Source organism: Streptomyces africanus, assembly GCF_030816955.1.
Lineage (GTDB): Bacteria > Actinomycetota > Actinomycetes > Streptomycetales > Streptomycetaceae > Streptomyces > Streptomyces africanus.
In genome coordinates this window covers 6,222,718-6,245,447 of record NZ_JAUSYP010000001.1, presented here as the reverse complement: position 1 = coordinate 6,245,447, position 22,730 = coordinate 6,222,718, and the positions used below count along the sequence as shown (strand labels likewise).

The following is a 22,730-nucleotide window of genomic DNA, read 5'->3' as shown; positions in this document are numbered from 1 at the left end:
GCCGCGGCGCACATCGCCGTATACGTCCCCGGAAACCCCTGGTCAGGCGGCTGGTTCCGGCCTTAGGATGACGCGCTCCCGGCCTCCTTTTCGCGGTCACCGCCTCACCGGGACCGCCCGACCCCGCGCCGTCGCGAGTCCCCCCACCGGCGCCGTGATGATGGACTCCCAGACCTCACAGGCATCCCAGCCATCCCCTTCGCCCCAGTCACCTCATACGTTCCAGGTCGACCTGCGTGGTCTGGTGGACCTGCTCTCCCACCACCTCTACTCCAGTCCGAAGGTGTATCTGCGCGAGCTGTTGCAGAACGCCGTGGACGCCATCACGGCCAGACGCGCGACGGAACCCGATGCTCCGGCCCGGGTGCGGCTGTCCGCGGAGGGCGGCACCCTGCGCGTCGAGGACACCGGCGTGGGGCTCACCGAGGCGGACGTGCACGACCTGCTCGCCACGATCGGGCGCAGTTCCAAGCGCGCCGAGGGCCTTCAGGAGGCGCGTTCCGACTTCCTCGGGCAGTTCGGCATCGGCCTGCTGGCCTGTTTCGTCGTCGCCGAGCGGATCCGGGTGGTCAGCCGCAGCGCCCGTACGCCCGGGGCGCCGCCGGTGGAGTGGACGGCGTCCGACGACGGTTCGTACACCGTGCGGACACTGCCGGACGCCGAGCGGCCCGAACCGGGCACCACCGTGCATCTGGTGGCCCGGGCGGGGGCCGCGGAGTGGCTCACGCCCGAGCGGGTCGGCACGCTGGCGCGGGACTTCGGGTCGCTGCTGCCGTACGACGTCCGGGTGGGCGACGAGCCCGTCACCGACCTCCCGGCGCCCTGGGACCGGTCGTATCCGGGCCCGGCCGCCCGCCGCGTCGCCCTCGCCCGGCACTGCCACGAGCTGTTCGGCTTCACCCCGCTGGACACGATCGACCTGTCCGTGCCGCTGGCGGGCGTCCGCGGGGTGGCGTACGTGCTGCCGTCGGCGGTCAGCCCGGCCCAGCGCGCGGGTCACCGCGTCCATCTCAAGGGCATGCTGCTCACCGAGCGGGCCGAACAGCTGCTGCCCGACTGGGCGTTCTTCGTGCGCTGCGTGCTCGACACGGACAGCCTGCGGCCGACGGCGTCGCGCGAGGCGCTGTACGAGGACGAGACGCTGGCCGCCGTACGGGAGGCGCTGGGCGAGCGGATCCGGGCCTGGCTGACCGGTCTGGCCGCCGGTGATCCGGAGCGGCTGGCCGCGTTCCTGGCGGTGCACCACCTGGGCGTGAAGTCCCTGGCCCGGCACGACCGGGAGATGCTGCGCACGATGCTGCCGTGGCTGCCCTTCGAGACGACCGACGGACGGTTGTCCCTGGAGGAGTTCGGGCAGCGGCACCCGGTGGTGCACTTCACGCGGACCGTCGAGGAGTACCGGCAGGTCGCGCCGATCGCGTCCGCGCAGGGCATCGGCGTGATCAACGGCGGCTACACGTACGACAGCGAGCTGGTGGAGGCGCTGCCGTCGGTGCGGCCGGGGACCGTGGTCGCCGAGCTGGACGCCGAGACGGTGACCGCGCATCTGGACGCGGTGGACCCGGCCGAGGAACTGGCCCTGTCCGGCTTCCTGGCGGCGGCGCGGGCCCGGCTCGACCCGCTGGGCTGCGACGTGGTGCTGCGGGCCTTCCACCCGCTCTCCGTGCCCGCGCTGCACCTCGACGACCGGGACGCCCGGCACGAACAGGCGCGGGCGGACGCCGAGGCACAGGCCGACGACCTCTGGGCGGGCATCCTCGGCTCCCTGCGCGGCAGCGCTCCCCGCGCGCGTCTGGTGCTCAACCATCTCAACCCGCTGGTCCGGCGGATCAGTTCGCTGCACGACCCGGAGCTGATCGGTACGGCCACGGAGTCGCTGTACGGGCAGGCGCTGCTGATGGCGCAGCGGCCGCTCAGGCCCGCCGACTCGGCGCTGCTCAACCGCGCGTTCATCGGCCTCCTGGAGTGGGCCACGCACAGCGAGGACGGTCAGGCATGAGTGAGATCACGGACTTCGACGCCCTGCGCCGGGCGATGGCGGAGAACGCCGAGCAGCCGGAGGGCCCGGCCCGCAACGCGCGCGCGGAGGAGCTGCTGACGGTGGCCGAGAAGCTGAACGTCCCGCTCGCCGTGATCGAGGCGCTCGGACACCAGCTGAAGGTCTACAACTACAGCTCCGAGAAGGGGAAGATGTTCGTCCCCTTCGCGCGTCTGCTGCGCATGTGGGACGAACGGCCCGAGGACTTCGACGAGTACGAGACCCACTCGCTGCACTGGGTCTTCAAGTGGGTGTCGTCCGGCATGCTCGACCAGCCGCACATCCCGCTCGCGTCGATCGAGAAGTGGCTCGGCGAGATGGAGCACCGCTACCGGCTCGCCGGGCACTCCGAGCGGGCCGTGCGCAGCGCCGAGCACAGTGTGGCCGCGCATGTCGGGGACCTGGCGCGGGCCGAGCGGGCGTATGCCGCGTGGCTGGCCGCCGACCGGGACAGCATGGCCGACTGCCACGCCTGCGAACTGCACGGGCAGGGCTGGTGGCAGGCGGAGCGGGGCCGGGACGCCGAGGCGCTGGAGCTGTGGCGGCCGGTGCTGGAGGGCGAGTACGCCTGCGCCCACGAGCCGCACACGGCCCTCGCCTCCTCCCTGGTGCCGTTGCTGCGGCTGGGCCGCCTGGACGAGGCCCGCGCGAACCATCTGCGGGGCTTCCGGCTCGTACGGGCCATGGAGAGCATGCGCGGCGCGTACGCGGAGCACGTGGAGTTCTGCGCGCTGACCGGCAACGAGGCGCGCGGTCTGGAGCTGCTCGCGGAGCGGCCGGCGTACTTCACGGACGACGGGCAGCCGCAGAGCAAGCTGGAGTTCATGAGCGTGGTGGCCCTGCTCATGGACCGTCTGACCGGGCTGGGGCTGGGTGACCGGCAGGTGCCCGGTCCGGCCGGCCGGGAGTGGACCGCCGGGGAACTGGCCGCGCACGCGCGTGCGGAGGCCCTCGCCCTGGCGGCGCGCTTCGACGAGCGCAACGGCACGACGTACGTCTCCGAGCGGGCCCGCGCGCGGATGGAGCGGCGCCCGCTGGCGGAGCGGCTGCCGCTGGGGGTGCGGTCGGTACGGCCGGTGCCTGCGCCCGCTCCCCCGGTGGTCACGGCCGCCGCGACCGGGCAGCCGGATCTGCCCGCGCTGCTGGCCGAGGCACGCCGGCTGTCGGACAACCTGCGGCCGGGCGCCGTGGAGGCGTGGGCGGCGGTCGCCGAGGCCGCGCAGGGCGTGGAGCTGGACCCGCGCGACCGCGCCGAGATCGCCGACCACGAGGCGATGGGCCTGGGCCCGGAGGGCACCGCGCTCTTCGAACGGGCCGCGCGGCTGTACGCGGCGGCGGGCGACCCCGGGGAGGCCCTGGCGGCACGCGCGCGTGCGGCGTACGTACGCGCTCTCGCGGGTGACGTGGCCGGGGCGCTCGCGGCCGTGTCCGGCCTCTACGACGAGATCCTCGCGCTGTACGCCGCCGGCGACACGGGGCTACGGCAGACGGCGTCCGTCCTGATGGCACGGGCCAGGATCCTGATGCGCCGGGCACACGAGACCGGGGCCGGCGGCGCCCAGGAGAGCTACGCCGAGGGCCACGACCCCGAGCCGATTCCGGCGCACACCGAGGGCCGGGGGCCGGATGCGGTTCTCGGGGAGGGCGCGGGGGCCAGGCCGGAAGCGACCGACGGCGAAGACGCGAGCTCCGGTCTGGAAACGGCCCTCGGCGACGACACGCGCCCGAGGCCGGAAACGGGCCTCGGCCAAGACACAGGCCCGAGGCCGGAAACAGATCTCGGCCAAGACACAGGCCCCAGGCCGGAAACGGCCCTCGACCAAGACCCGGGCCCCAGGCCCGAGACGGTTCCCGGCGACGGCGTGGGCGCCAGGCCGGGCTCGGTCGTCGCCGTGGCCGAAGCCGCTGTCCGGGAAGTCATCGCGCTCGTCGAAGGGCGGGCCGGGGAGGACGTGCGGCTGGCCGCGCGGGGCGCCGAGGCTCAGGCGATGCTCGCCGAGCTGGCCGGACTGGGCGGGGACCTGGAGACGGCCGCGGCACTGTTCGCGCGGGGCGCGGCGGCGTTCGTCGCGGCGGGGCTGCCGTGGTTCGCGGTGGAGTACGAGGCCCGGCTGGCCTCCCTGGCCCACCACCTCGGCGACATGGCGGAGGCGGAACGGGCACTGCGGGCGGCCCTGGAGCACGGCGGAGCCCATCTGGAGGCGCCCGGACGGGCCCAGCTGCACCTCCAGCTCGCCGAGTTGACCGGCGGCCGGGGCGAGGTCGTCGAGGCCTCCCAGCACGCCCTGGAGGCCGCGCACTGGGCCGACGAGGCGGGCGAGGGCGCGACGCTGGGCGCCTGGGCCCGGCAGCAGCTCGGCGGGTTCCTGCTGCGGCAGGGACGGTGGGCCGAGGCCGCGGAGGTCCTGGAGTCGGCACTGCCCGACCTGACCGCCGAGACGCACGGCGACGGGGCGGTCGTGCAGACACAGTGGTGGCTCGGCGACTGCCTGAGCGAACTCGGCGAGCACCGCGCTGCCGCCGAACGGCGTCTCCAGGCCGCCGAGACCGCCCGGCACTGGCCCGAACAGCACGACCACGCGACCCTCGCCCACCTGGCCGGGGAGTCCCTCGGGCAGGCCGGACTGGCCGACGAGGCGGACCGGGCCTACGCACGCGCGGGCGACCTGTGGCGCGAACTCGGCAACGTGCACGGGCTGATCCGGGCCCTGCGCGCCCGCGCCTGGCTGGCGTTGCGTACGGAGGACCGGCTCGACGAGGCGCGCGCCCTGATGGCGGACGCGGTCCGGGAGTGCGAGGCGGCACGGGACACGGCGGCCGATGTGGAGTCCCGGCAGCAGCTCGTCGCGGAACTCGGCCACACCCACCGCCAGTTCGGCGACCTGCTGGCCCCGGTCCGGTTCCGAGGGCGACGCGCAGGTCTCGCTCCCGGCCGTGTTCGAGGAGGCGCTGTCCCAACTGCTGCGGTCGGCCGAGGTGTTCGCCTCGCTCGGGGACGACGCCCTGCACAGCCGTACCGGCGCCGAACTCACCGCGGGCTGGCTGGAGATCGAGCTGGGCCGTCTCGCCGACGCGAGGGCACGCGCGCGTGCGGTGCTGGCGGCGTACGACGGACCCGACGAGGCGGAGGCCGACGACGGGGACGGCGACGCCGAGGCGGTGCGGGCCCGGCGGGCAGAGGCCGAGCACATGCTCCGCCTCGCGGCGGAGGACCAGGACTGAATCACCCGGTACCCGCCCTGCTCCTCCTACTCCACACCGATGAGCAGCACGGCCCCCTGCCGCCCGCCCCGGTACACGACCGTGTCGACGGCGAGGTACCCCTCGCGGACCCGACCCTCCAGGTGCTCCGCGATGGTGTCGGGAGCCTCGTCGCCGAGCACCAGGGTGACCATCTCGCCCCCGGCCGCGAGCATGCGGTCCAGGACGGACCGGGCGGTGGCCGTGACGTCCGAGCCGATCACGGCGACATCACCGTCGATCAGGCCGAGGACGTCGCCGGCCTGGCAGATGCCGGCCATCGTCCAGGCCTGACGCTCGGCGACGGTGACCTCGGCGTAGCGGGTCGCACCGGCCGCCGAGGTCATCGACACCACGTCCTCGTCGAAACGGCGCTCCGGCTCGTGCACGGCCAGCGCCGCGATGCCCTGGACCGCCGAGCGGGTCGGGATGAGGGCCACCCGGATGCCCTCGGTCCGGGCCTGCTCGGCCGCCGCCGCGGCGGTGTGGCGCAGCTCCGCGTCATTGGGCAGCAGCACGACCTCGCGCGCGTGGGCCCGTCGTACGGCCTGCACGAGCTCGCCGCTCGCGGGCGGCTCCCCGGGGCGTGCGAGCACGGTCGTCGCGCCGGCCTCGGCGTACAGCCCGGCCAGGCCCTCGCCGGGCACCACGGCCACGACGGCACGCTGGGCACGCTCACGGGGAGGCCGCTCGGCTCCGGTGGTGTGCACGTCGCCGGCGCCGAAGTGCGTGATGCGGATCCGGTAGGGCCGCCCGGCCTCGATACCGGCCTCGACGGCGGCGCCCGCGTCGTCGACATGGACGTGGACGTTCCAGAGCCCGTCACCGCCGACCACGACGAGCGAGTCCCCGAGCGCGTCGAGCCGCTCCCGCAACCGCGCCACGGCCGTGTCCTCCGCCTCCAGGAGGTAGATCACCTCGAAGGCGGGGCCGTCCTGGCCGGCCCCGGCGGCGGTGTCGGCACACGCGCCGTGCGGGCTTGCGTCCTCGCCCACCCCCGACGCACCCGCCGTCACCGTCGCCGCCCCGTCCCGCGGCCTCTCCCCCGTGAACGTCTCCACCAGCGCCCCGAGCACCGCCACCAGCCCCCGACCGCCGGCGTCGACCACTCCGGCGCGTTCGAGGACGGGCAGCTGGCCGGGGGTCGCGGCCAGGGCCGCGCTGGCTCCCTCGTAGGCCGCCCTGGCCACCGTCCCGCAGTCGCCCCGCGCACCGCAGGCCGCGTCGGCAGCGTCGGCAGCGGCCGAGGCGACCGTGAGGACCGTGCCCTCGACAGGGTGGGCCACGGCCTGCCGGGCGGAGTCGGCCGCGTGCCGCAGGGCCAGTCGCAGGCCCTGGCCGTCGGCGTGCGCGGTCTTGCCGTCGGCGTGCCCGCTCTCATGGTCGGCCAGCACCTGGGACATGCCGCGCAGCAGCTGGGCGAGGATCGTCCCGGAGTTCCCACGGGCACCGATGAGCGCCCCGTGCGCCATCGCCCGGACCGCGTCGGCCAGCGTCGGCCCCTCAGGGCCCGACCTCGCCGCATGCCCGGCGAACACGGCCTCGACCGCCGCGACGGCGGACTCCACGGTCAGATACAGATTCGTACCGGTGTCCCCGTCCGCCACGGGATAGACGTTGATCGCGTCGATCTCCTCACGCGCCCGCCCCAGCGTCTCGAGTGCGAGACCGCACCAGGTGCGCACCGCGAGAGCATCGAAGAATGTCTGCGGCACCTGCGCCACCGCGCCTCCCTGAGCTGCTGGACGTGGCACGCAGCGTAGACCCCGGGGCGGTGTCCGCCGGAAGTGGGACGGGAGAGCCCCCGGCCTGACCATGGTAGTTTCACTGCACGGGCGCAGTCGTTGTATGCTGCTCCGGTTGCCCGATCGAATCGGGCCATTCCCCTGGCAGCGCCACTCAGATCCTCTGATCCGGATCCCGGCATGCCGGGATCAACCGTAAGTGCATCTGAAGTCTTTGGAGTGACCCGTGGCTGCCAACTGCGACGTCTGCGGCAAGGGGCCGGGCTTCGGCAACAACATCTCGCACTCGCACCGCCGTACGTCCCGTCGCTGGAACCCGAACATCCAGCGTGTGCGTACCGTGGTGGGCGGGACGCCGAAGCGCGTGAACGCTTGCACCTCGTGCATCAAGGCCGGCAAGGTCTCGCGCTGACGCTCAGCTAGCGCGCGGCCACTGCTGGTTCGCTTACAGAGCCGGTCCACCTCTGGTGGACCGGCTCTTTGCGGTGCCCGGACGCCCGGGAACGGGCTCGGGCACCCGGGAACGAACCCGGACGCTCAGAACCCGGCCCGGAACCGCCAGCCATGATCCACCGGCCCGATCCCCCCGCCGAGTGCGAACCCGGCCGCGATCGCCCCGGTGACGTACTCCTTGGCCGCCGCCACCGCCTCCGGCACTGAGTGCCCCTTCGCGAGCTGTGACGCGATCGCCGAGGCCAGCGTGCAGCCCGTGCCGTGGGTATGCCGGTTGTCGTGGCGCGGCGCCCGCAGCCAGTGCTCCTCGGAGCCGTCCGTGAGCAGGTCCACGGCGTCCCCGGACAGATGGCCGCCCTTGATCAGCACCCACCGCGGCCCGTAGCCGAGCACGGCCGCCGCGGCCCGCCGCAGCTGCTCCTCCGATTCGACCCGGACGCCCGTCAGCTGGGCCACCTCGTCGAGGTTCGGAGTGGCGACCGTGGCCACCGGGAGCAGCTTCGTGCGGACGGAGTCCAGTGCGGACGCGGCGAGCAGGGAGTCGCCGTGCTTGGAGACGCCCACCGGGTCGACGACCGCCGGGGCGTCCGTGCCCGCGAGCAACTCGGCGACCGTCTCCACGAGTTCGGCGGAGGCCAGCATCCCGGTCTTGACCGCCTGGACGCCGATGTCGTCCACGACACTGCGGTACTGGGCCCGCACCGCCTCCACCGGAAGCTCCCAAGCCCCCTGCACGCCGAGGGAGTTCTGCGCGGTCACCGCCGTGAGGACGCTCATGCCGTGCACGCCGAGCGCGAGCATCGTCTTCAGGTCGGCCTGGATGCCGGCGCCGCCGCCCGAGTCGGAGCCCGCCACCGTGAGGACGTTGGGAATCATGACTCCATGTCCCCGAAGTGGTCCCAGCCGCCCTTGCTGGTCCACGGTGCCCCGTCGACCGTCACCTGGGGCAGCGCCGAGGGGTTGAGGACCTCGCCGATGACCTTCCAGCGGGCGGGCAGCTTCACGTCCGGCGGGAAGGTCGCCACGATCGCGTGGTCCTCTCCCCCGGTCAGCACCCACTGCATCGGGTCGACGCCGACGGCCTGCCCGATGTCGTTCATCTGCGAGGGGATGTCGATCGCCCCGGAGCGGATGTCGATCCGCACCTTGCTGGCCTCGGCGATGTGCCCCAGGTCGGCGATCAGCCCGTCGCTCACGTCGCACATCGCGGTCGCCCCGAGCCCGGCGGCGGCCGGACCCGCGTGGTACGGCGGCTCGGGCCGCCGGTGGGCCTCCACGAAGGCGCGCGGCGAGCGGAACCCGCGCGACAGCACCGCGTACCCGGCAGCCGACCAGCCCAGCCAGCCGGTCACCGCGACGAGGTCGCCGGGCTGCGCGCCCGCCCGTGTCACCGGCTCCTGGTTGCGCAGATCGCCCAGCGCGGTGATCGACACCATGATCGAGTCGCCGCGTACGACGTCACCGCCGACCACGGCGGCACCGGCCACCTGGCATTCGTCGCGCAGGCCGTCCATCAGCTCGCTCGCCCACGTCACCGGCAGCTCGGCCGGAACGACCAGACCGAGCAGCAGCGCGGTCGGTACGGCACCCATGGCGGCGATGTCGGCGAGGTTCTGCGCCGCCGCCTTGCGGCCCACGTCGTAGGCCGTCGACCAGTCCCGGCGGAAGTGCCGGCCCTCCACCAGGATGTCCGTACTGGCCACGACCCGGCGGTCGGGCGCGGCCACCACGGCGGCGTCGTCGCCGGGGCCGACCCGGACCGCCGGGGTGGTGGTCAGACGGGAGGTGAGCTCCCTGATGAGCCCGAACTCACCGAGCTCACCAACAGTGCCCTTCATTACCCTTTCTCCCCTTCTGTCCCTGTCCATGCCCGGTCGCGAGGCCTCTCGGTCCTCGCTACGGTCGAAGTGACCGTCAAGTTCTGCCGGACCTGCACCCCGGCGCGCAAGACCCGGTCCCCGCAGGTCTCCCCGCGACGAGCGGCGACGCGATACCGTGGCGTTCCTTTTCCCCACATGATCCTCGTGGCCGCCCTGGAGGTTCCGTGGTACAGGCGTACATCCTGATCCAGACGGAGGTCGGCAAGGCGTCGACCGTCGCAGAGACGATCAGCAAGATTCCTGGGGTCATCCAGGCCGAGGACGTCACAGGACCGTACGACGTGATCGTGCGGGCCCAGGCCGACACCGTCGACGACCTCGGACGCATGGTGGTCGCCAAGGTCCAGCAAGTCGACGGCATCACCCGCACTCTGACCTGCCCGGTCGTCCATCTCTAGCCCCCGTCTACCCTGTGCCGGTGAACTCTTTCCGTCACCGGCACCGTTCTGTGTTCCGTGTTTTCTTCCGCCTGCCCGCTCTCGCGCTGTTGATCACTGCCGCGGGCTGCTCCTCGGCAGACGACAGCGCGTCGGCGGCGGTTCCCAGTCCGGACGCGAAGGCCACGGAACTGTGCCGGAACCTGGACAAGGTACTGCCCGCGAAGGTGGACGGAGAGCGTCGTGAGGATCCCGAGCCCGCGTCGGCGTTGACGGCGGGCTGGGGGAGCCCGGCGATCATACTTCGCTGCGGTGTGCCGCAACCGCCCAAGATGGTCGATCCGAAGGTGGCGGACGGACGGGATCCGGATGCGGTCGCCGGCGGTGTGAACGGGGTCGACTGGCTGATGGAGAAGCAGGACGACGGGGGATACCGGTTCACCTCGGCGAACCGTGAGGTCTATGTCGAGGTGGCGGTGCCGGAGGGTGTGGACACCTCGGGGGCTCTCATCGATCTGGCTCCGGCTGTGAAAAAGGCGATCCCCGAGGGGATCGCCTCCTGAGCGCCGTGCTGTGCGGGTCGTCCTGAGTCCGCCCTAGCGAAGGCCCGTGGAACGGCGAAGTGCCGCCTGCACCAGACGGTCCACCAGCTCCGGGTAGCTCACCCCGCTCGCCTGCCACATCTGCGGATACATCGAGATGGGCGTGAAGCCGGGCATCGTGTTGATCTCGTTGATCACGAACTCGCCGTCCTCGGTGAGGAAGAAGTCCGCGCGGACCAGGCCCTCGCAGGACGCCGCCTCGAAGGCGTCGACCGCCAGGCGCTGCACCTGAGCCGTCTCCTCCGGCGTCAGGGGCGCCGGCACGAGCCCCGGCGTCGAGTCGATGTACTTGGCCTCGAAGTCGTAGTACGCGTGCGTCTCGGGAGAGGGGATCTCGGCGGGCACGGAGGCCCGGGGGCCGTCCTCGAACTCCAGGACGCCGCACTCGATCTCGCGGCCCCGCAGCGCGGCCTCCACGAGGATCTTCGGGTCGTGCCGCTGTGCCTCGGCGATGGCCTCGTCGAGGCCCGGGAGATCGTCGACCTTGGTGATGCCGATCGACGAACCGGCGCGCGCGGGCTTCACGAACAGCGGCCAGCCGTGCTCGCCGGCGAAGTCGACGATCTTCTTGCGGGCGGCGGCCTCGTCGCGCTCCCACTCGCGCGGCCGGATCACCACGTACGGGCCGACCGTCAGCCCGAACGAGGTGAACACCCGCTTCATGTACTCCTTGTCCTGGCCCACGGCCGAGGCGAGCACACCCGAACCGACGTACGGGACGCCGGAGAGCTCCAGGAGGCCCTGGAGGGTGCCGTCCTCGCCGTAGGGGCCGTGCAGCACCGGGAAGACCACGTCGACCTCGCCGAGCGCCTTGGGGACCGATCCCGGCTCGCTGTAGACGACTTCGCGGTTGGCCGGGTCGACCGGGAGGATCACTCCGCCCTCGGCGGACTCGGCGAGCAGGTCGACGCTCGGCTGGCGCCGGTCGACGATCGCCATCCGCTCCGGTTCGTCCGCCGTGAGCGCCCAACGGCCGTCCTGGGTGATGCCGATCGGCAGGACGTCGTACTTCGTCCGGTCGATGGCCTTGAGGACGGCGCCGGCCGTGACCACGGAGATCCCGTGTTCGGAGCTGCGCCCGCCGAACACGACGGCCACACGCGGCTTGCGAGGCGGCTGCTCGGGGCTCTGGGGGAGGTTCTCGGTGCTCATATCGCGTTGAGAGTACCCGTTGGTAAGGCCGGGATACAGCGCCCGCGGAGCCGCGTCGCTCAGCGTCGTTCCGGCTTCGCGCTGCGCGACATCAGCTCCTTGAGAGCCACCACCGGAGGCTTGCCCTCGTGCACGATGCCGACGACCGTCTCCGTGATGGGCATGTCGACGCCGTGCCGGCGGGCCAGATCCAGCACCGATTCGCAGGACTTGACGCCCTCGGCGGTCTGCTTGGTGACCGCGATGGTCTCCTGGAGCGTCATGCCCTTGCCGAGGTTGGTGCCGAAGGTGTGGTTGCGGGACAGCGGCGAGGAGCAGGTGGCCACCAGGTCGCCCAGGCCGGCGAGTCCGGAGAAGGTCAGCGGGTCGGCGCCGAGCGCGATGCCGAGCCGGGTGGTCTCGGCGAGGCCGCGCGTGATGAGCGAGCCCTTGGCGTTGTCGCCGAGGCCCATGCCGTCCGCGATGCCGACGGCCAGGCCGATGACGTTCTTCACGGCTCCGCCCAGTTCGCAACCCACCACGTCCGTATTGGTGTACGGGCGGAAGTACGGCGTGTGGCAGGCGGTCTGGAGCCGCTGGGCGACGGCCTCGTCGGTGCAGGCGACCACGGCGGCGGCCGGCATCCGCGCGGCGATCTCGCGGGCCAGGTTGGGTCCGGTCACCACCGCGATGCGCTCCGGGCCGACCTTGGCGACGTCGTCGATGACCTCGCTCATCCGCATCGCGGAGCCGAGTTCGACGCCCTTCATCAGCGACACGAGGACCGTGCCGGGGGCGAGCAGCGGAGCCCAGTCGGCGAGGTTGCCGCGCAGGGTCTGCGAGGGGACCGAGAGGACCGTGAAGTCGGCGTCCGCGGCGGCTTGTGCGGGATCCGTGGTGGCCCGGACGTTCTCCGGGAGCTCGACGCCCGGGAAGTAGTCGGGGTTGGTGCGGGTGGAGTTGATCGCGTCCACGACCTCCGGGCGGCGCCCCCACAGGGTGACCTCGCACCCGGCGTCGGCGAGCACCATGCCGAAGGCCGTGCCCCACGAACCGGCGCTCAGGACCGCCGCCTTGACCGGCTTGCTCACTTGCCCAGCCCCTCTTCCTGTCCCGACTGTGCCGACTGTGCCGATGGCGCCGACTGCACCGGTGACGCCGCCTGCTGCTCGCCCCGCTGTGTCTGCGCCTGGGTGCGGCGCCGCTGTTCGATCCGCTCCCGGCGCGGGTCGTAGGGCGTCTCGGGCGCCTTCTCGCCGCGGATCTCCTCCAGCTGGCGGGTGATGGCGGCCATGATGACCTCGGTGGCCTCCTTCAGGAGGTCCGTGGTCATCTCCCGGTCGTAGAACCGCGTGAGGTCCACCGGCGGTCCGGCGAGCACGCGGTGCGTCTTGCGCGGCAGGAGGTGCGGCTTCTTCGCGTACGGCGGCAGCAACTCGTTGCAGCCCCACTGGGCGACGGGGATCACCGGGCACTTGGTCTGGAGGGCGACGCGCGCGGCCCCGGTCTTGCCGGTCATGGGCCAGCCCGCCGGGTCGCGGGTGAGGGTGCCCTCGGGATAGAAGGCGACGCATTCCCCGCGGTCCACGGCTTCGATAGCGGCCCGGAAGGCGCTCAGCGCGTCCGTGCTCTCGCGGTAGACGGGGATCTGCCCCGTGCCGCGCATCGCGGCGCCGACGAATCCCTTCCTGAAAAGCCCGCTCTTCGCGAGGAATCGCGGGACGCGCCCGGTGTTGTACTGAAAGTGCGCGTAAGCGAAAGGGTCGATGTGCGAATTGTGGTTCACCGCGGTGATAAATCCACCCTCGGCCGGAATGTGCTCCATTCCGCGCCAGTCCCGCCTGAGCAGAACCACCAGCGGCGGTTTGCAGATCACCGCGGCGAAGCGGTACCAGAAGCCGATTCTGCGGCGGGGCACGCGGACACCTTCCTCTAGGGCCTGAAGCGGGGGCCTCGGGGGGCCGCACAAGTGTCGCCCCAGGCCGCCGGTCTGTCGAGAACACCGTACGCCCCGACACACCGGGCACCGGCGGCCCCGGGTGACAATGACCGCGACAAGAGAAGGACGGAACATCTGTGCAGTGGACCTTGGTCGTACCCCTGAAGCCCCTGGCCCAGGCCAAGAGCAGGCTCGCGGACACCGCGGACGACGGGCTGCGGCCGGACCTGGCGCTGGCCTTCGCCCAGGACACGGTGGCGGCCGCGCTGGCCTGCCCGGCGGTCCGGGATGTGGCAGTCGTCACGGACGACGCCAGGGCGGGCCGCGAGCTGGCCGCACTGGGCGCGGCGATCATCCCCGACGAGCCGGGAAGCGGCCTCAACGCCGCCCTCGCACACGCGGCGGGGGCCGTCCGGTCCGCACGTCCCGAAAGTCCGGTGGCCGCGCTGAACGCCGACCTGCCGGCGCTGCGCCCGCCGGAATTGACCCGGGTACTCGACGCCGCCGCTGAATTCCCGCGCGCTTTTCTCCCGGACGCGGCCGCAATCGGTACGACCCTGCTGGCCGCCGCCCCTGGACGGCAATTGTTCCCGGCATTCGGTGTCGATTCCCGCGCCCAGCACCGCGCGTCCGGTGCCGTGGAACTGTCCCTCGCCGCCGTGGATTCCGTACGCCAGGACGTGGACACCGGCGACGACCTGCGCACCGCGCTCGCCCTGGGGGTCGGTCCTCATACGGCCGCGGCCGCCGCGCGGTTGCTCATACCCGGGCAGTAGGCTGCGGCCATGCAGGCGACCGCGTACACGTACGACCCCGAAAGCCGCAGCGGGCAGGTGCTGCTGGACGACGGCACACCGGTGCCCTTCGACGCGGCGGCGTTCGACGCCGGGGGCCTGAGGCTGCTACGACCGGGACAGCGCGTGCGGATCGAGGTGGAGGGCGCGCAGGAGGACCTGCGGATCACTCTGGTGACCCTCCAGACCCTCTGAACCCTCTGCTCACTCCCTGAACGCACCGCGGGCCGGACTCCGTACGGAGTCCGGCCCGGCGCGTGAGTGCCCCAGCGCCCCTACTTCTTGCGGGCGGTGGTCTTCTTCGCGGTGGTCTTGCGCGCCGTCGACTTCTTGGCGGGCGCCTTCTTGGCGGTCGCCTTCTTCGCCGGTGCCTTCTTGGCGGTGGTCTTCTTCGCGGCGGTGGTCTTGGCCGTCGTGGTCTTCTTGGCCGGGGCCTTCTTCGCCGTGGTCTTCTTCGCGGCCGCCGTCTTGGTGGTGGCCTTCTTCGCCGTCGTCTTCTTGGCCGTGGTCTTCTTCGCGGCCGCCGTCTTGGTGGTGGCCTTCTTCGCGGCGGCCTTCTTGACCGTCGCGCCGGCGCCGCCGGTCAGGCTGCCCTTCGGAGCCTTCTTGACGGAGACCTCGCCGCCACGCGGCAGCTTCTTCGAGCCGCTGACCAGGTCCTTGAAGCCCTGGCCCGCACGGAAGCGCGGAACGGAGGTCTTCTTGACCCGAACCCGCTCGCCCGTCTGGGGAATTACGGGCGTAGCGGGCCGGACGGTCGACCTTCTCGAAGGAACCGAAGCCGGTGACGGAAACCCTCTCACCAGCGACGACCGCGCGGACGATGGCGTCCAGTACATGGTCGACAGCATCGGCGGCCTGCTGTCGGCCGCCCATCTTGTCGGCAATCGCTTCTACGAGCTGCGCCTTGTTCACGTCTTCCCCTTCGGAGACATCGCCAGAACGAAAGTGTTCAAGCTTTTTCGCACGTTAGGCAGATATATACCGCAAATCAAACACGAAACGGGCTTATCACCCTTGTGCCGCAACGAACTCGGCGGTGTCGTCCGGTTCAGCGTTCCTCGTCGGGGAGACGTCCCTCGTCGAGGTCCGCGGTGAACCGATCCAGCCTCCTTGCCGCGTCGGCGAGATCGTGCTTGGCCGCGGCCGTAATGACCAGCAGCTTCCGGGTCAGCGCCATCCGTACGCCCTCCGGGACTTGCAGTGCGCGCACTCTTGCGTGCGCTTCCTTGAGTTGGCCCGCGACTGCCGTATAGAGCTCGAGTTGGCCGTCGTGTTCCATGCACAGATTGTGCCATCTGGGGCGAGTTGTCGCCTGCGCAGGGGACAACTACCGCCTCAAACGGCCTTCCGGGCGCACACGGACGTCACGGCTGTACCACTCGCGTACCCCAACAACCACCGGCATAACGTGGGAAGTTGAGTGGCCGGCCCGACAGGGGCAGGGCCGTTCGGGTGCAGAAACAGCTGTACCCCCGATCGGGCTGATCAGGGGCACAGAGGGGGTGTTGCGGTGGCCGAAAGTCGCCTTGCTCCAGGGCGGCGGATCGTGCTCCGGGTCAGACCGGGAGCGTCCGCGGCTTGAACGATGGGCGCTTCGCCTCGTACGCGGCGATGTCCGCCTCGTTCTGGAGGGTGATCGAGATGTCGTCGAGGCCGTTCAGCAGCCGCCAGCGGGCGTTCTCGTCCAGCTCGAAGGAGGCGGTGATGCCCTCGGCGCGGACCTCGCGGGCGACCAGGTCGACGGTGATCTCGGCCTGCGGGTCCTTCTCGGTGAGCTCCCACAGCGCGTCCACGATCTTCTGCTCCAGAACGACCGTGAGCAGGCCGTTCTTCAGCGAGTTGCCGCGGAAGATGTCGGCGAAGCGGGAGGAGATCACGGCCTTGAAGCCGAAGTTCTGCAGCGCCCAGACGGCGTGCTCGCGGGAGGAGCCGGTGCCGAAGTCGGGGCCGGCGACCAGGACGGTCGCACCCTGCCGCTCGGGCTGGTTGAGCACGAACGACGCGTCCTTGCGCCAGGCCTCGAACAGCCCGTCCTCGAACCCGTCCCGCGTGACCTTCTTGAGCCAGTGGGCAGGGATGATCTGGTCGGTGTCGACGTTGCTGCGGCGCAGCGGGACGGCCCGGCCGGTGTGGGTGGTGAAGGCTTCCATGGTTCTCAGACTCCAGCGGGCGTACGGGTGTCGGCGGCGGACAGGTCGGCCGGGGAGGCCAGGTGGCCCAGGACGGCGGTGGCGGCCGCGACCTGCGGCGACACCAGGTGCGTCCGGCCGCCCTTGCCCTGCCGGCCCTCGAAGTTGCGGTTGGAGGTGGACGCGGAGCGCTCACCCGGGGCCAACTGGTCGGGGTTCATGCCCAGGCACATCGAGCAGCCCGCGTGCCGCCACTCGGCGCCGGCCTCCTTGAAGACGACGTCCAGACCCTCGGAGACGGCCTGGAGACCGACCCGCGCGGAGCCCGGGACGACCAGCATCCGTACGCCGTCGGCGACTTTGCGGCCCTTGATCAGCTCGGCCGCGGCGCGCAGGTCCTCGATGCGGCCGTTGGTGCAGGAGCCTACGAAGACGGTGTCCACCTTGATGGAGCGCAGCGGCTGCCCGGCCTCCAACCCCATGTACTCCAGGGCCTTTTCGGCGGCGTAGCGCTCCGATGCGTCTTCGTACGAAGCAGGATCGGGGACCGACGCCGAAAGCGGTGCGCCCTGGCCGGGGTTGGTGCCCCAGGTGACGAACGGCGACAGTTCGGCGGCGTCGATGACGACCTCGGCGTCGAACTCGGCGTCCTCGTCCGTCCTGAGCGTCTTCCAGTACGCGACGGCCGCGTCCCAGTCCGCGCCCTCGGGCGCGTGCGGGCGGCCCTTGAGGTAGGCGAAGGTGGTCTCGTCCGGGGCGATCATGCCCGCGCGGGCGCCGGCCTCGATCGACATGTTGCAGATGGTCATGCGCGCTTCCATCGAGAGCTTCTCGATGGCCTCGCCGCGGTACTCCAGGACGTAGCCCTGGCCGCCGCCGGTGCCGATCTTCGCGATGATCGCGAGGATCAGGTCCTTGGCGGTGACGCCCTCGGGCAGTTCGCCGTCGACCGTGATCGCCATGGTCTTCGGGCGGGACATCGGCAGCGTCTGGGTGGCCAGCACGTGCTCCACCTGGGAGGTGCCGATGCCGAACGCCAGCGCGCCGAAGGCGCCGTGCGTGGAGGTGTGGGAGTCGCCGCAGACGACGGTGGTGCCCGGCTGGGTCAGGCCCAGCTGCGGGCCGACGACGTGCACGACGCCCTGCTCGACGTCGCCCAGCGGGTGCAGCCGCACGCCGAAGTCGGCGGCGTTCTTGCGCAGCGTCTCCAGCTGGATCCGGGAGACCGGGTCCGCGATCGGCTTGTCGATGTCGAGGGTGGGGGTGTTGTGGTCCTCGGTCGCGATGGTGAGGTCGAGGCGCCGGACCTTGCGGCCGCTCTTGCGCAGGCCGTCGAAGGCCTGCGGGCTGGTCACCTCGTGCAGCAGGTGCAGATCGATGAAGAGAAGGTCGGGCTCGCCCTCCGCGCGCCGGACGACATGGTCGTCCCAGACTTTCTCCGCGAGTGTCCTACCCATCGCTGTTCCCTCCGGCCGACGACGATCCGCCGGCCCAACTAGAGATCTTGAGGAGGCGGGCCCGCGCCCCTGCGTTTCCGGGCAACCGCCGCCAGGCCCGTACGTCACGGGCCGCTGTGACTTCGTGGCTTCCAGAGTGGCGGGTTCCACGAGAATTTGAACTTGCGTTTCACAGAGTGAGACGCGAGTATCGTTTCATGGACAACAGTAGCGGCGTCGGCGTTCTGGACAAGGCGGCCCTCGTCCTGAGCGCTCTGGAGTCCGGTCCGGCCACCCTCGCGGGCCTGGTCGGCGCCACCGGACTGGCACGACCCACGGCCCACCGCCTGGCCGTGGCGCTGGAACACCACCGCATGGTGGCGCGCGACATGCAGGGCCGTTTCATTCTCGGCCCTCGCCTGGCAGAACTGGCCGCGGCCGCGGGTGAGGACCGTCTCCTCGCCACCGCGGGCCCGGTGCTCACCCACCTCCGTGACGTCACGGGCGAGAGCGCGCAGCTCTACCGCCGCCAGGGCGACATGCGCATCTGCGTGGCCGCGGCAGAGCGTCTGTCCGGACTTCGGGACACGGTCCCGGTCGGCTCGACGCTCACGATGAAGGCCGGCTCCTCGGCGCAGATCCTCATGGCCTGGGAGGAGCCGGAGCGGCTGCACCGCGGTCTGCAGGGCGCCCGCTTCACGGCGACGGCACTGTCGGGCGTACGGCGGCGGGGCTGGGCCCAGTCGATCGGTGAGCGCGAGCCGGGGGTGGCGTCCGTTTCCGCGCCGGTGCGGGGGCCTTCCAACCGGGTGGTGGCCGCGGTGTCGGTGTCCGGGCCGATCGAGCGGTTGACGCGGCATCCTGGCCGGATGCACGCGCAGGCCGTGATCGATGCGGCCGGACGTCTCTCCGAGGCGTTGCGGCGCACCGGCTGAACCGACGGGGCGTTCTCGGGGAGAGTCGGCCTCAACGCCGCGGCAGACTTTCCCCGAGCAGGCGCCGTTGGCGTGGGGTTTCGTATCGCGTCCGGCCGTCAGTGGTTGATCGCGCAGTTCCCCGCGCCCCCAAAACAAGAGGCCCCCCACCGAAGTGGAGGGCCTCTTCTGAAAGTACCCCCGACCGGATTCGAACCGGCGCTACCGCCTTGAGAGGGCGGCGTGCTAGGCCGCTACACAACGGGGGCGTGGACTCTGCGTTTCCGCAGGTCCGAGCTGGTCTACCTGGACTCGAACCAAGACTAACTGAACCAGAATCAGTCGTGCTGCCAATTACACCATAGACCAATGTGGTTTAGACCAGTCAGTACCCCCGACCGGATTCGAACCGGCGCTACCGCCTTGAGAGGGCGGCGTGCTAGGCCGCTACACAACGGGGGCCCTAGCAGTCCCGAGATGATCGTCGATCTTTCGGAACCGTACCCCCGACCGGATTCGAACCGGCGCTACTGCCTTGAGAGGGCAGCGTGCTAGGCCGCTACACAACGGGGGCTTGCGGATCGGAATCCGCTGGCGCAGATGAGCTCTGCGAGCTGGCCTACCTGGACTCGAACCAAGACTAACTGAACCAGAATCAGTCGTGCTGCCAATTACACCATAGGCCACTGGAACGCAAGCCCCCTGGGGGGATTTTGTTCTAGTAGTGCGCCTAGGGGTTCCTGCCTTCCGGCCCGCTCCCCGCGGCGCAGGAAGAACATTACCTGAAGGTGGACGGGGCTCCAAAACGACTATCCGTGCCGAGCACAGACGGCAGTTCGGCGAGGGAGGCGATGCGGCGCGGCCCGACCGGCGGGTCGATCGTGGCGTACACGCCCCCGCGGTCGATCCACACCGACAGCAGCCCGGCGTCGGCGGCGCCCCGTCCGTCGATCTCCGGGTGGTCGCCGACGTAGGCGACCTGGTGCGGCGGCAGGTCGAGGGCCTCGCAGGCCGCGAGGAACGCCCCGGCCTCGGGTTTGGAGACGCCGAGCTCGGCCGCGCACAGGATGCTCTCGAAGCGGTCGTGGACGCCGAGGACGCGCAGTTTGCGGTCCTGGACGTGGATGCTCGAGTTGGACAGCACGGCGTGCCGGTGGCTGGCGGCGAGGGAGTCGAGGACGGGCAGGACGTCCGGGAAGAGAGCCCAGACCGCCTCGTAGTGGGCGCGGTACCGCTTGAACCACGCGTCGGCCTCGGCGTCGGTGAGGTCGTGGCCGAGGAACACCCGTACGCGGTCGCGCCGCTGGTCCTCGAAGGTGGCCTCACCGGCCGCGTAGCGCGCCCATTGCACGTCGGTGATCTCCCGCCAGCGGGCGATGGCCTGCTCGACGGTGTCGTAGTCGTCGAGCAGGCCCTCGGCCGTCAGATGGGCGCGCATGCCGAGGCGGTCGGCGGTGGTGTAGTCGAAGAGGGTGTCGTCGACGTCCCAGACCACGGCGTGGATGCTCATGGTCCGACCGTACCCACCGCCCGGTGTTCTCAGCCCGGGGCCGGGCCGCGGGCCCTGTCCCCGGTGACGTACGCGGAAGGCGGCGCCCGAACCGGACGCCGCCCTCGCCGTGTGGGTGCTTCGCGTTACGCGGCCAGCTTCGCCAGCGCCGCGTCGATGCGGGTCAGGGTCTTCTCCTTGCCCAGGACCTCCAGCGACTCGAACAGCGGCAGGCCGACCGTGCGGCCGGTGACGGCGACGCGGACCGGGGCCTGGGCTTTGCCGAGCTTGAGGCCGTGGGCCTCGCCGGCGGCCAGGACGGCCTCCTTCAGCGACTCGGCGGAGGTCCAGTCGGCCGCCTCCAGCTTCTCGCGGGCGGTGCGCAGCAGGGCGTCCGAGCCCTCCTTCATGGCCTTGTTCCAGGAGGCCTCGTCCTCGGCCGGCTCCGGCAGGAACAGGAAGTCGACGTTGTCGGTGATCTCGGACAGCACCTTGAGGCGGGTCTGGGCGTGCGGGGCGATGGCCTGCCACTTGGCCTCGTCGAAGGCTTCCGGGGCCCAGGGGGCGAACGGCGCCTGGAGCCACGGGCGGCAGCGCTCGGTGAAGTCCTTCGCGTCCAGCATGCGGATGTGGTCGCCGTTGATGGCCTCGCACTTCTTCAGGTCGAAGCGGGCCGGGTTGGGGTTCACGTCGGAGATGTCGAACGCCGCGATCATCTCGTCGATGGTGAACACGTCCTGGTCGGCCGAGAGGGACCAGCCGAGCAGCGAGAGGTAGTTGAGCAGGCCCTCGGGGAGGAAGCCGCGCTCCCGGTAGAGGTTGAGGGACGACTGCGGGTCGCGCTTGGAGAGCTTCTTGTTGCCCTCGCCCATCACGTACGGCAGGTGGCCGAAGGCGGGGATCTGCTTGGCGATGCCCAGCTCGATCAGCGCCTTGTACAGGGCGATCTGGCGCGGGGTGGAGGAGAGCAGGTCCTCGCCGCGCAGGACGTGGGTGATCTCCATCAGGGCGTCGTCGACCGGGTTGACCAGCGTGTAGAGCGGGGCTCCGTTGGCGCGGACGATGCCGTAGTCCGGGACGTTCTCCGGGGTGAAGGTCAGCTCGCCGCGGACCAGGTCCGTGAAGGTGATCGTCTCGTCGGGCATCCGGAAACGGACGATCGGCTCCCGGCCCTGGGCCTGGTACTCGGCGACCTGGGCGTCGGTCAGCTCGCGGCAGTGGCCGTCGTAGCCGGAGGGCTTGCCGGCGGCGCGGGCGGCCTCGCGGCGGGTGTCCAGCTCCTCCTGGGAGCAGTAGCAGCGGTAGGCGTGGCCGGCGTCCAGGAGCTTGGCCGCGACGTCCTTGTACAGGTCCATGCGCTGCGACTGGCGGTACGGCGCGTGCGGGCCGCCGACCTCGGGGCCCTCGTCCCAGTCGAAGCCCAGCCAGCGCATCGAGTCGAGCAGCTGGGTGTACGACTCCTCCGAGTCGCGGGCCGCGTCGGTGTCCTCGATGCGGAAGACCAGGGTGCCCTGGTGGTGCTTGGCGAACGCCCAGTTGAACAGGGCGGTGCGCACGAGGCCCACGTGGGGGTTACCGGTGGGCGACGGACAGAAACGGACGCGTACGGGAGTGCCGGGTGCGCTATCCACGCTTGACAACCTTGTTGGTGAGAGTGCCGATGCCTTCGATGGTGACGGCGACCTCGTCGCCGACGTTGAGGGGGCCGACCCCAGCCGGGGTGCCCGTGAGGATCACGTCGCCGGGGAGCAGCGTCATGGCCTCGGAGATGTTGACGATCAGGTCCTCGATGGAGTGGATCATCTCGCTGGTGCGGCCCAGCTGGCGCTGCTGGCCGTTGACCGTGAGCTGGATGGTCAGGTCACCGGGGTCCAGGTCCGTCTCCACCCAGGGGCCGAGCGGGCAGGAGGTGTCGAAGCCCTTGGCCCGGGCCCACTGCTTCTCGCGCTTCTGGACGTCGCGGGCGGTGATGTCGTTGGCGCAGGTGTAGCCGAAGATCACGTCCTTGACGCGCTCGCGCGGGACCTCGCGGCACATCCGGCCGATGACGACGGCCAGCTCGGCCTCGTGGTGCACCTCGGCGGAGAAGGAGGGGTACTGGATCTCGTCGCCGGGACCGATCACCGAGGTGGACGGCTTGAAGAAGGCGAAGGGGGCGTCGGGCACCTCGTTGCCCAGCTCGCGCGCGTGCTCGGCGTAGTTGCGGCCGAAGGCCACGACCTTGTTGGGGAGCACCGGCGGCAGCAGCCTGACCTTGCCGACCGGCACCTTCGTGCCGGAGAGCTCGAAGTCCCCGAACGGGATGCCCTTGATGATGTCCAGGACGAGTTCGTCCTGCTTGTCGCCCTCGATGGCGCCGAAGGCGACGTTCCCGTCGATGGAGAATCTGGCGATGCGCACGGGATGCTTGGCCCCTTGACTGAAGCGGCTGGAGTCTGACGCTCCAGGCTAACGCGGGGAGGGGTCCGCGCCGCGCGCAATACCAAGGGGCGCCGCCGTCGCCGGGGCGCCCCTTCGGTGCCGGTGTCCCGCCGCCGTGAGCATCCGGCGGCCGGTGCGC

19 protein-coding genes, 5 tRNA genes and 1 pseudogene are annotated in these 22,730 nt (G+C 71.3%); 8 read left to right on the top strand and 17 right to left on the bottom strand.

All coding sequences use genetic code 11. The features are described from left to right. Nucleotides 1–160: 160 nt before the first annotated feature. The 3 genes from QF034_RS29105 to rpmB all read left to right on the top strand — a co-directional run bounded on the left by QF034_RS29105 (nucleotide 161) and on the right by rpmB (nucleotide 7,435). Nucleotides 161–1,999: an HSP90 family protein gene (locus QF034_RS29105; protein WP_307180002.1), complete on the top strand. Its 1,839-nt coding sequence runs from the start codon at nucleotides 161–163 to the stop codon at nucleotides 1,997–1,999. Continuing rightward, on the top strand, nucleotides 1,996–7,041 hold the full coding sequence (locus QF034_RS41810) for a hypothetical protein (RefSeq protein ID WP_503167796.1): 5,046 nt from the start codon (nucleotides 1,996–1,998) through the stop codon (nucleotides 7,039–7,041). The genes QF034_RS29105 and QF034_RS41810 overlap by 4 nt, the downstream gene beginning before the upstream one ends. A 208-nt stretch (nucleotides 7,042–7,249) precedes the next feature. Next, complete coding sequence (rpmB, locus tag QF034_RS29090) at nucleotides 7,250–7,435, top strand: 50S ribosomal protein L28 (protein ID WP_003993230.1); 186 nt, start codon at nucleotides 7,250–7,252, stop codon at nucleotides 7,433–7,435. A 125-nt stretch (nucleotides 7,436–7,560) separates the two neighbouring features. On the opposite strand, the gene thiD is transcribed toward rpmB, so the two are convergent. Both thiD and QF034_RS29080 read right to left on the bottom strand, forming a co-directional pair. Then, a complete protein-coding gene (thiD, locus tag QF034_RS29085; RefSeq protein WP_307177683.1) occupies nucleotides 7,561–8,352 on the bottom strand; it encodes a bifunctional hydroxymethylpyrimidine kinase/phosphomethylpyrimidine kinase in 792 nt (263 codons plus the stop codon). Then, nucleotides 8,349–9,314, bottom strand: a complete 966-nt coding sequence (locus QF034_RS29080) for a thiamine-phosphate kinase (protein ID WP_307177682.1) — start codon at nucleotides 9,312–9,314, stop codon at nucleotides 8,349–8,351. Before QF034_RS29080 ends, thiD begins: the two co-directional genes overlap by 4 nt. 206 nt (nucleotides 9,315–9,520) lie before the next feature. On the opposite strand from QF034_RS29080, the gene QF034_RS29075 reads away from it, so the two are divergent. After that, the gene (locus tag QF034_RS29075; protein WP_003997603.1) at nucleotides 9,521–9,754 is read left to right on the top strand and encodes an Lrp/AsnC family transcriptional regulator; all 234 of its coding nucleotides are present in this window, start codon (nucleotides 9,521–9,523) and stop codon (nucleotides 9,752–9,754) included. Nucleotides 9,755–9,774: 20 nt separating this feature from the next. Beyond that, nucleotides 9,775–10,296, top strand: coding sequence for a DUF3515 domain-containing protein (locus tag QF034_RS29070; RefSeq protein ID WP_307180001.1), 522 nt, complete (start codon nucleotides 9,775–9,777; stop codon nucleotides 10,294–10,296). 33 nt (nucleotides 10,297–10,329) lie between these two features. On the opposite strand, the gene QF034_RS29065 is transcribed toward QF034_RS29070, so the two are convergent. Genes QF034_RS29065 through QF034_RS29055 form a run of 3 tightly spaced genes read right to left on the bottom strand, consistent with a single transcriptional unit; the run spans nucleotide 10,330 to nucleotide 13,384 of the window. Next, nucleotides 10,330–11,487: a D-alanine--D-alanine ligase family protein gene (locus QF034_RS29065; protein WP_307177681.1), complete on the bottom strand. Its 1,158-nt coding sequence runs from the start codon at nucleotides 11,485–11,487 to the stop codon at nucleotides 10,330–10,332. A 59-nt stretch (nucleotides 11,488–11,546) separates the two neighbouring features. After that, nucleotides 11,547–12,557: an NAD(P)H-dependent glycerol-3-phosphate dehydrogenase gene (locus QF034_RS29060; RefSeq protein WP_307177680.1), complete on the bottom strand. Its 1,011-nt coding sequence runs from the start codon at nucleotides 12,555–12,557 to the stop codon at nucleotides 11,547–11,549. After that, on the bottom strand, nucleotides 12,554–13,384 hold the full coding sequence (locus QF034_RS29055; RefSeq protein ID WP_307177679.1) for a lysophospholipid acyltransferase family protein: 831 nt from the start codon (nucleotides 13,382–13,384) through the stop codon (nucleotides 12,554–12,556). The genes QF034_RS29060 and QF034_RS29055 overlap by 4 nt, the downstream gene beginning before the upstream one ends. A gap of 158 nt (nucleotides 13,385–13,542) precedes the next feature. On the opposite strand from QF034_RS29055, the gene cofC reads away from it, so the two are divergent. After that, complete coding sequence (gene cofC, locus QF034_RS29050) at nucleotides 13,543–14,181, top strand: 2-phospho-L-lactate guanylyltransferase (RefSeq protein ID WP_307177678.1); 639 nt, start codon at nucleotides 13,543–13,545, stop codon at nucleotides 14,179–14,181. A gap of 9 nt (nucleotides 14,182–14,190) precedes the next feature. Beyond that, nucleotides 14,191–14,394: a hypothetical protein gene (locus QF034_RS29045; RefSeq protein ID WP_307177677.1), complete on the top strand. Its 204-nt coding sequence runs from the start codon at nucleotides 14,191–14,193 to the stop codon at nucleotides 14,392–14,394. 80 nt (nucleotides 14,395–14,474) lie between these two features. Here QF034_RS29045 and QF034_RS29040 read toward each other — a convergent pair. The 4 genes and pseudogenes from QF034_RS29040 to leuC all read right to left on the bottom strand — a co-directional run bounded on the left by QF034_RS29040 (nucleotide 14,475) and on the right by leuC (nucleotide 17,788). Continuing rightward, nucleotides 14,475–15,114, bottom strand: a pseudogene (locus QF034_RS29040) (HU family DNA-binding protein). Between the two features lie 136 nt (nucleotides 15,115–15,250). After that, nucleotides 15,251–15,481 carry an SCO5555 family protein gene (locus QF034_RS29035; protein WP_020270054.1) on the bottom strand — a complete coding sequence of 77 codons (231 nt, stop codon included), beginning with the start codon at nucleotides 15,479–15,481 and terminating at the stop codon, nucleotides 15,251–15,253. 277 nt (nucleotides 15,482–15,758) lie between these two features. Next, entirely contained in the window at nucleotides 15,759–16,352 is a 594-nt protein-coding gene (gene leuD, locus QF034_RS29030; RefSeq protein ID WP_059421950.1) for a 3-isopropylmalate dehydratase small subunit, read from the bottom strand. Nucleotides 16,353–16,357: 5 nt separating this feature from the next. Further along, a complete protein-coding gene (gene leuC, locus QF034_RS29025; protein ID WP_307177676.1) occupies nucleotides 16,358–17,788 on the bottom strand; it encodes a 3-isopropylmalate dehydratase large subunit in 1,431 nt (476 codons plus the stop codon). 197 nt (nucleotides 17,789–17,985) lie between these two features. Here leuC and ndgR point away from each other — a divergent pair, with 197 nt between their 5' ends. Then, nucleotides 17,986–18,702 (top strand): IclR family transcriptional regulator NdgR, encoded by a 717-nt coding sequence (gene ndgR, locus QF034_RS29020; protein WP_020270051.1) that lies wholly within the window; start codon nucleotides 17,986–17,988, stop codon nucleotides 18,700–18,702. Nucleotides 18,703–18,877: 175 nt separating this feature from the next. Here ndgR and QF034_RS29015 read toward each other — a convergent pair. The 8 genes from QF034_RS29015 to QF034_RS28980 form a co-directional block, all read right to left on the bottom strand. Continuing rightward, nucleotides 18,878–18,950: transfer RNA gene (locus QF034_RS29015), tRNA-Glu, on the bottom strand. Between the two features lie 28 nt (nucleotides 18,951–18,978). Further along, a tRNA-Gln gene (locus tag QF034_RS29010) sits at nucleotides 18,979–19,050 on the bottom strand. Between the two features lie 20 nt (nucleotides 19,051–19,070). Further along, nucleotides 19,071–19,143, bottom strand: a tRNA-Glu gene (locus tag QF034_RS29005). A 39-nt stretch (nucleotides 19,144–19,182) separates the two neighbouring features. Next, nucleotides 19,183–19,255, bottom strand: a tRNA-Glu gene (locus QF034_RS29000). Nucleotides 19,256–19,295: 40 nt separating this feature from the next. Next, nucleotides 19,296–19,367, bottom strand: a tRNA-Gln gene (locus tag QF034_RS28995). A gap of 92 nt (nucleotides 19,368–19,459) precedes the next feature. Next, on the bottom strand, nucleotides 19,460–20,191 hold the full coding sequence (locus tag QF034_RS28990; protein ID WP_307177675.1) for an HAD family hydrolase: 732 nt from the start codon (nucleotides 20,189–20,191) through the stop codon (nucleotides 19,460–19,462). Nucleotides 20,192–20,316: 125 nt separating this feature from the next. After that, nucleotides 20,317–21,801 carry a glutamate--tRNA ligase gene (gene gltX / locus QF034_RS28985; protein WP_307177674.1) on the bottom strand — a complete coding sequence of 495 codons (1,485 nt, stop codon included), beginning with the start codon at nucleotides 21,799–21,801 and terminating at the stop codon, nucleotides 20,317–20,319. Continuing rightward, a complete protein-coding gene (locus QF034_RS28980; protein WP_307177673.1) occupies nucleotides 21,794–22,570 on the bottom strand; it encodes a fumarylacetoacetate hydrolase family protein in 777 nt (258 codons plus the stop codon). Before QF034_RS28980 ends, gltX begins: the two co-directional genes overlap by 8 nt. Nucleotides 22,571–22,730: the final 160 nt, after the last annotated feature.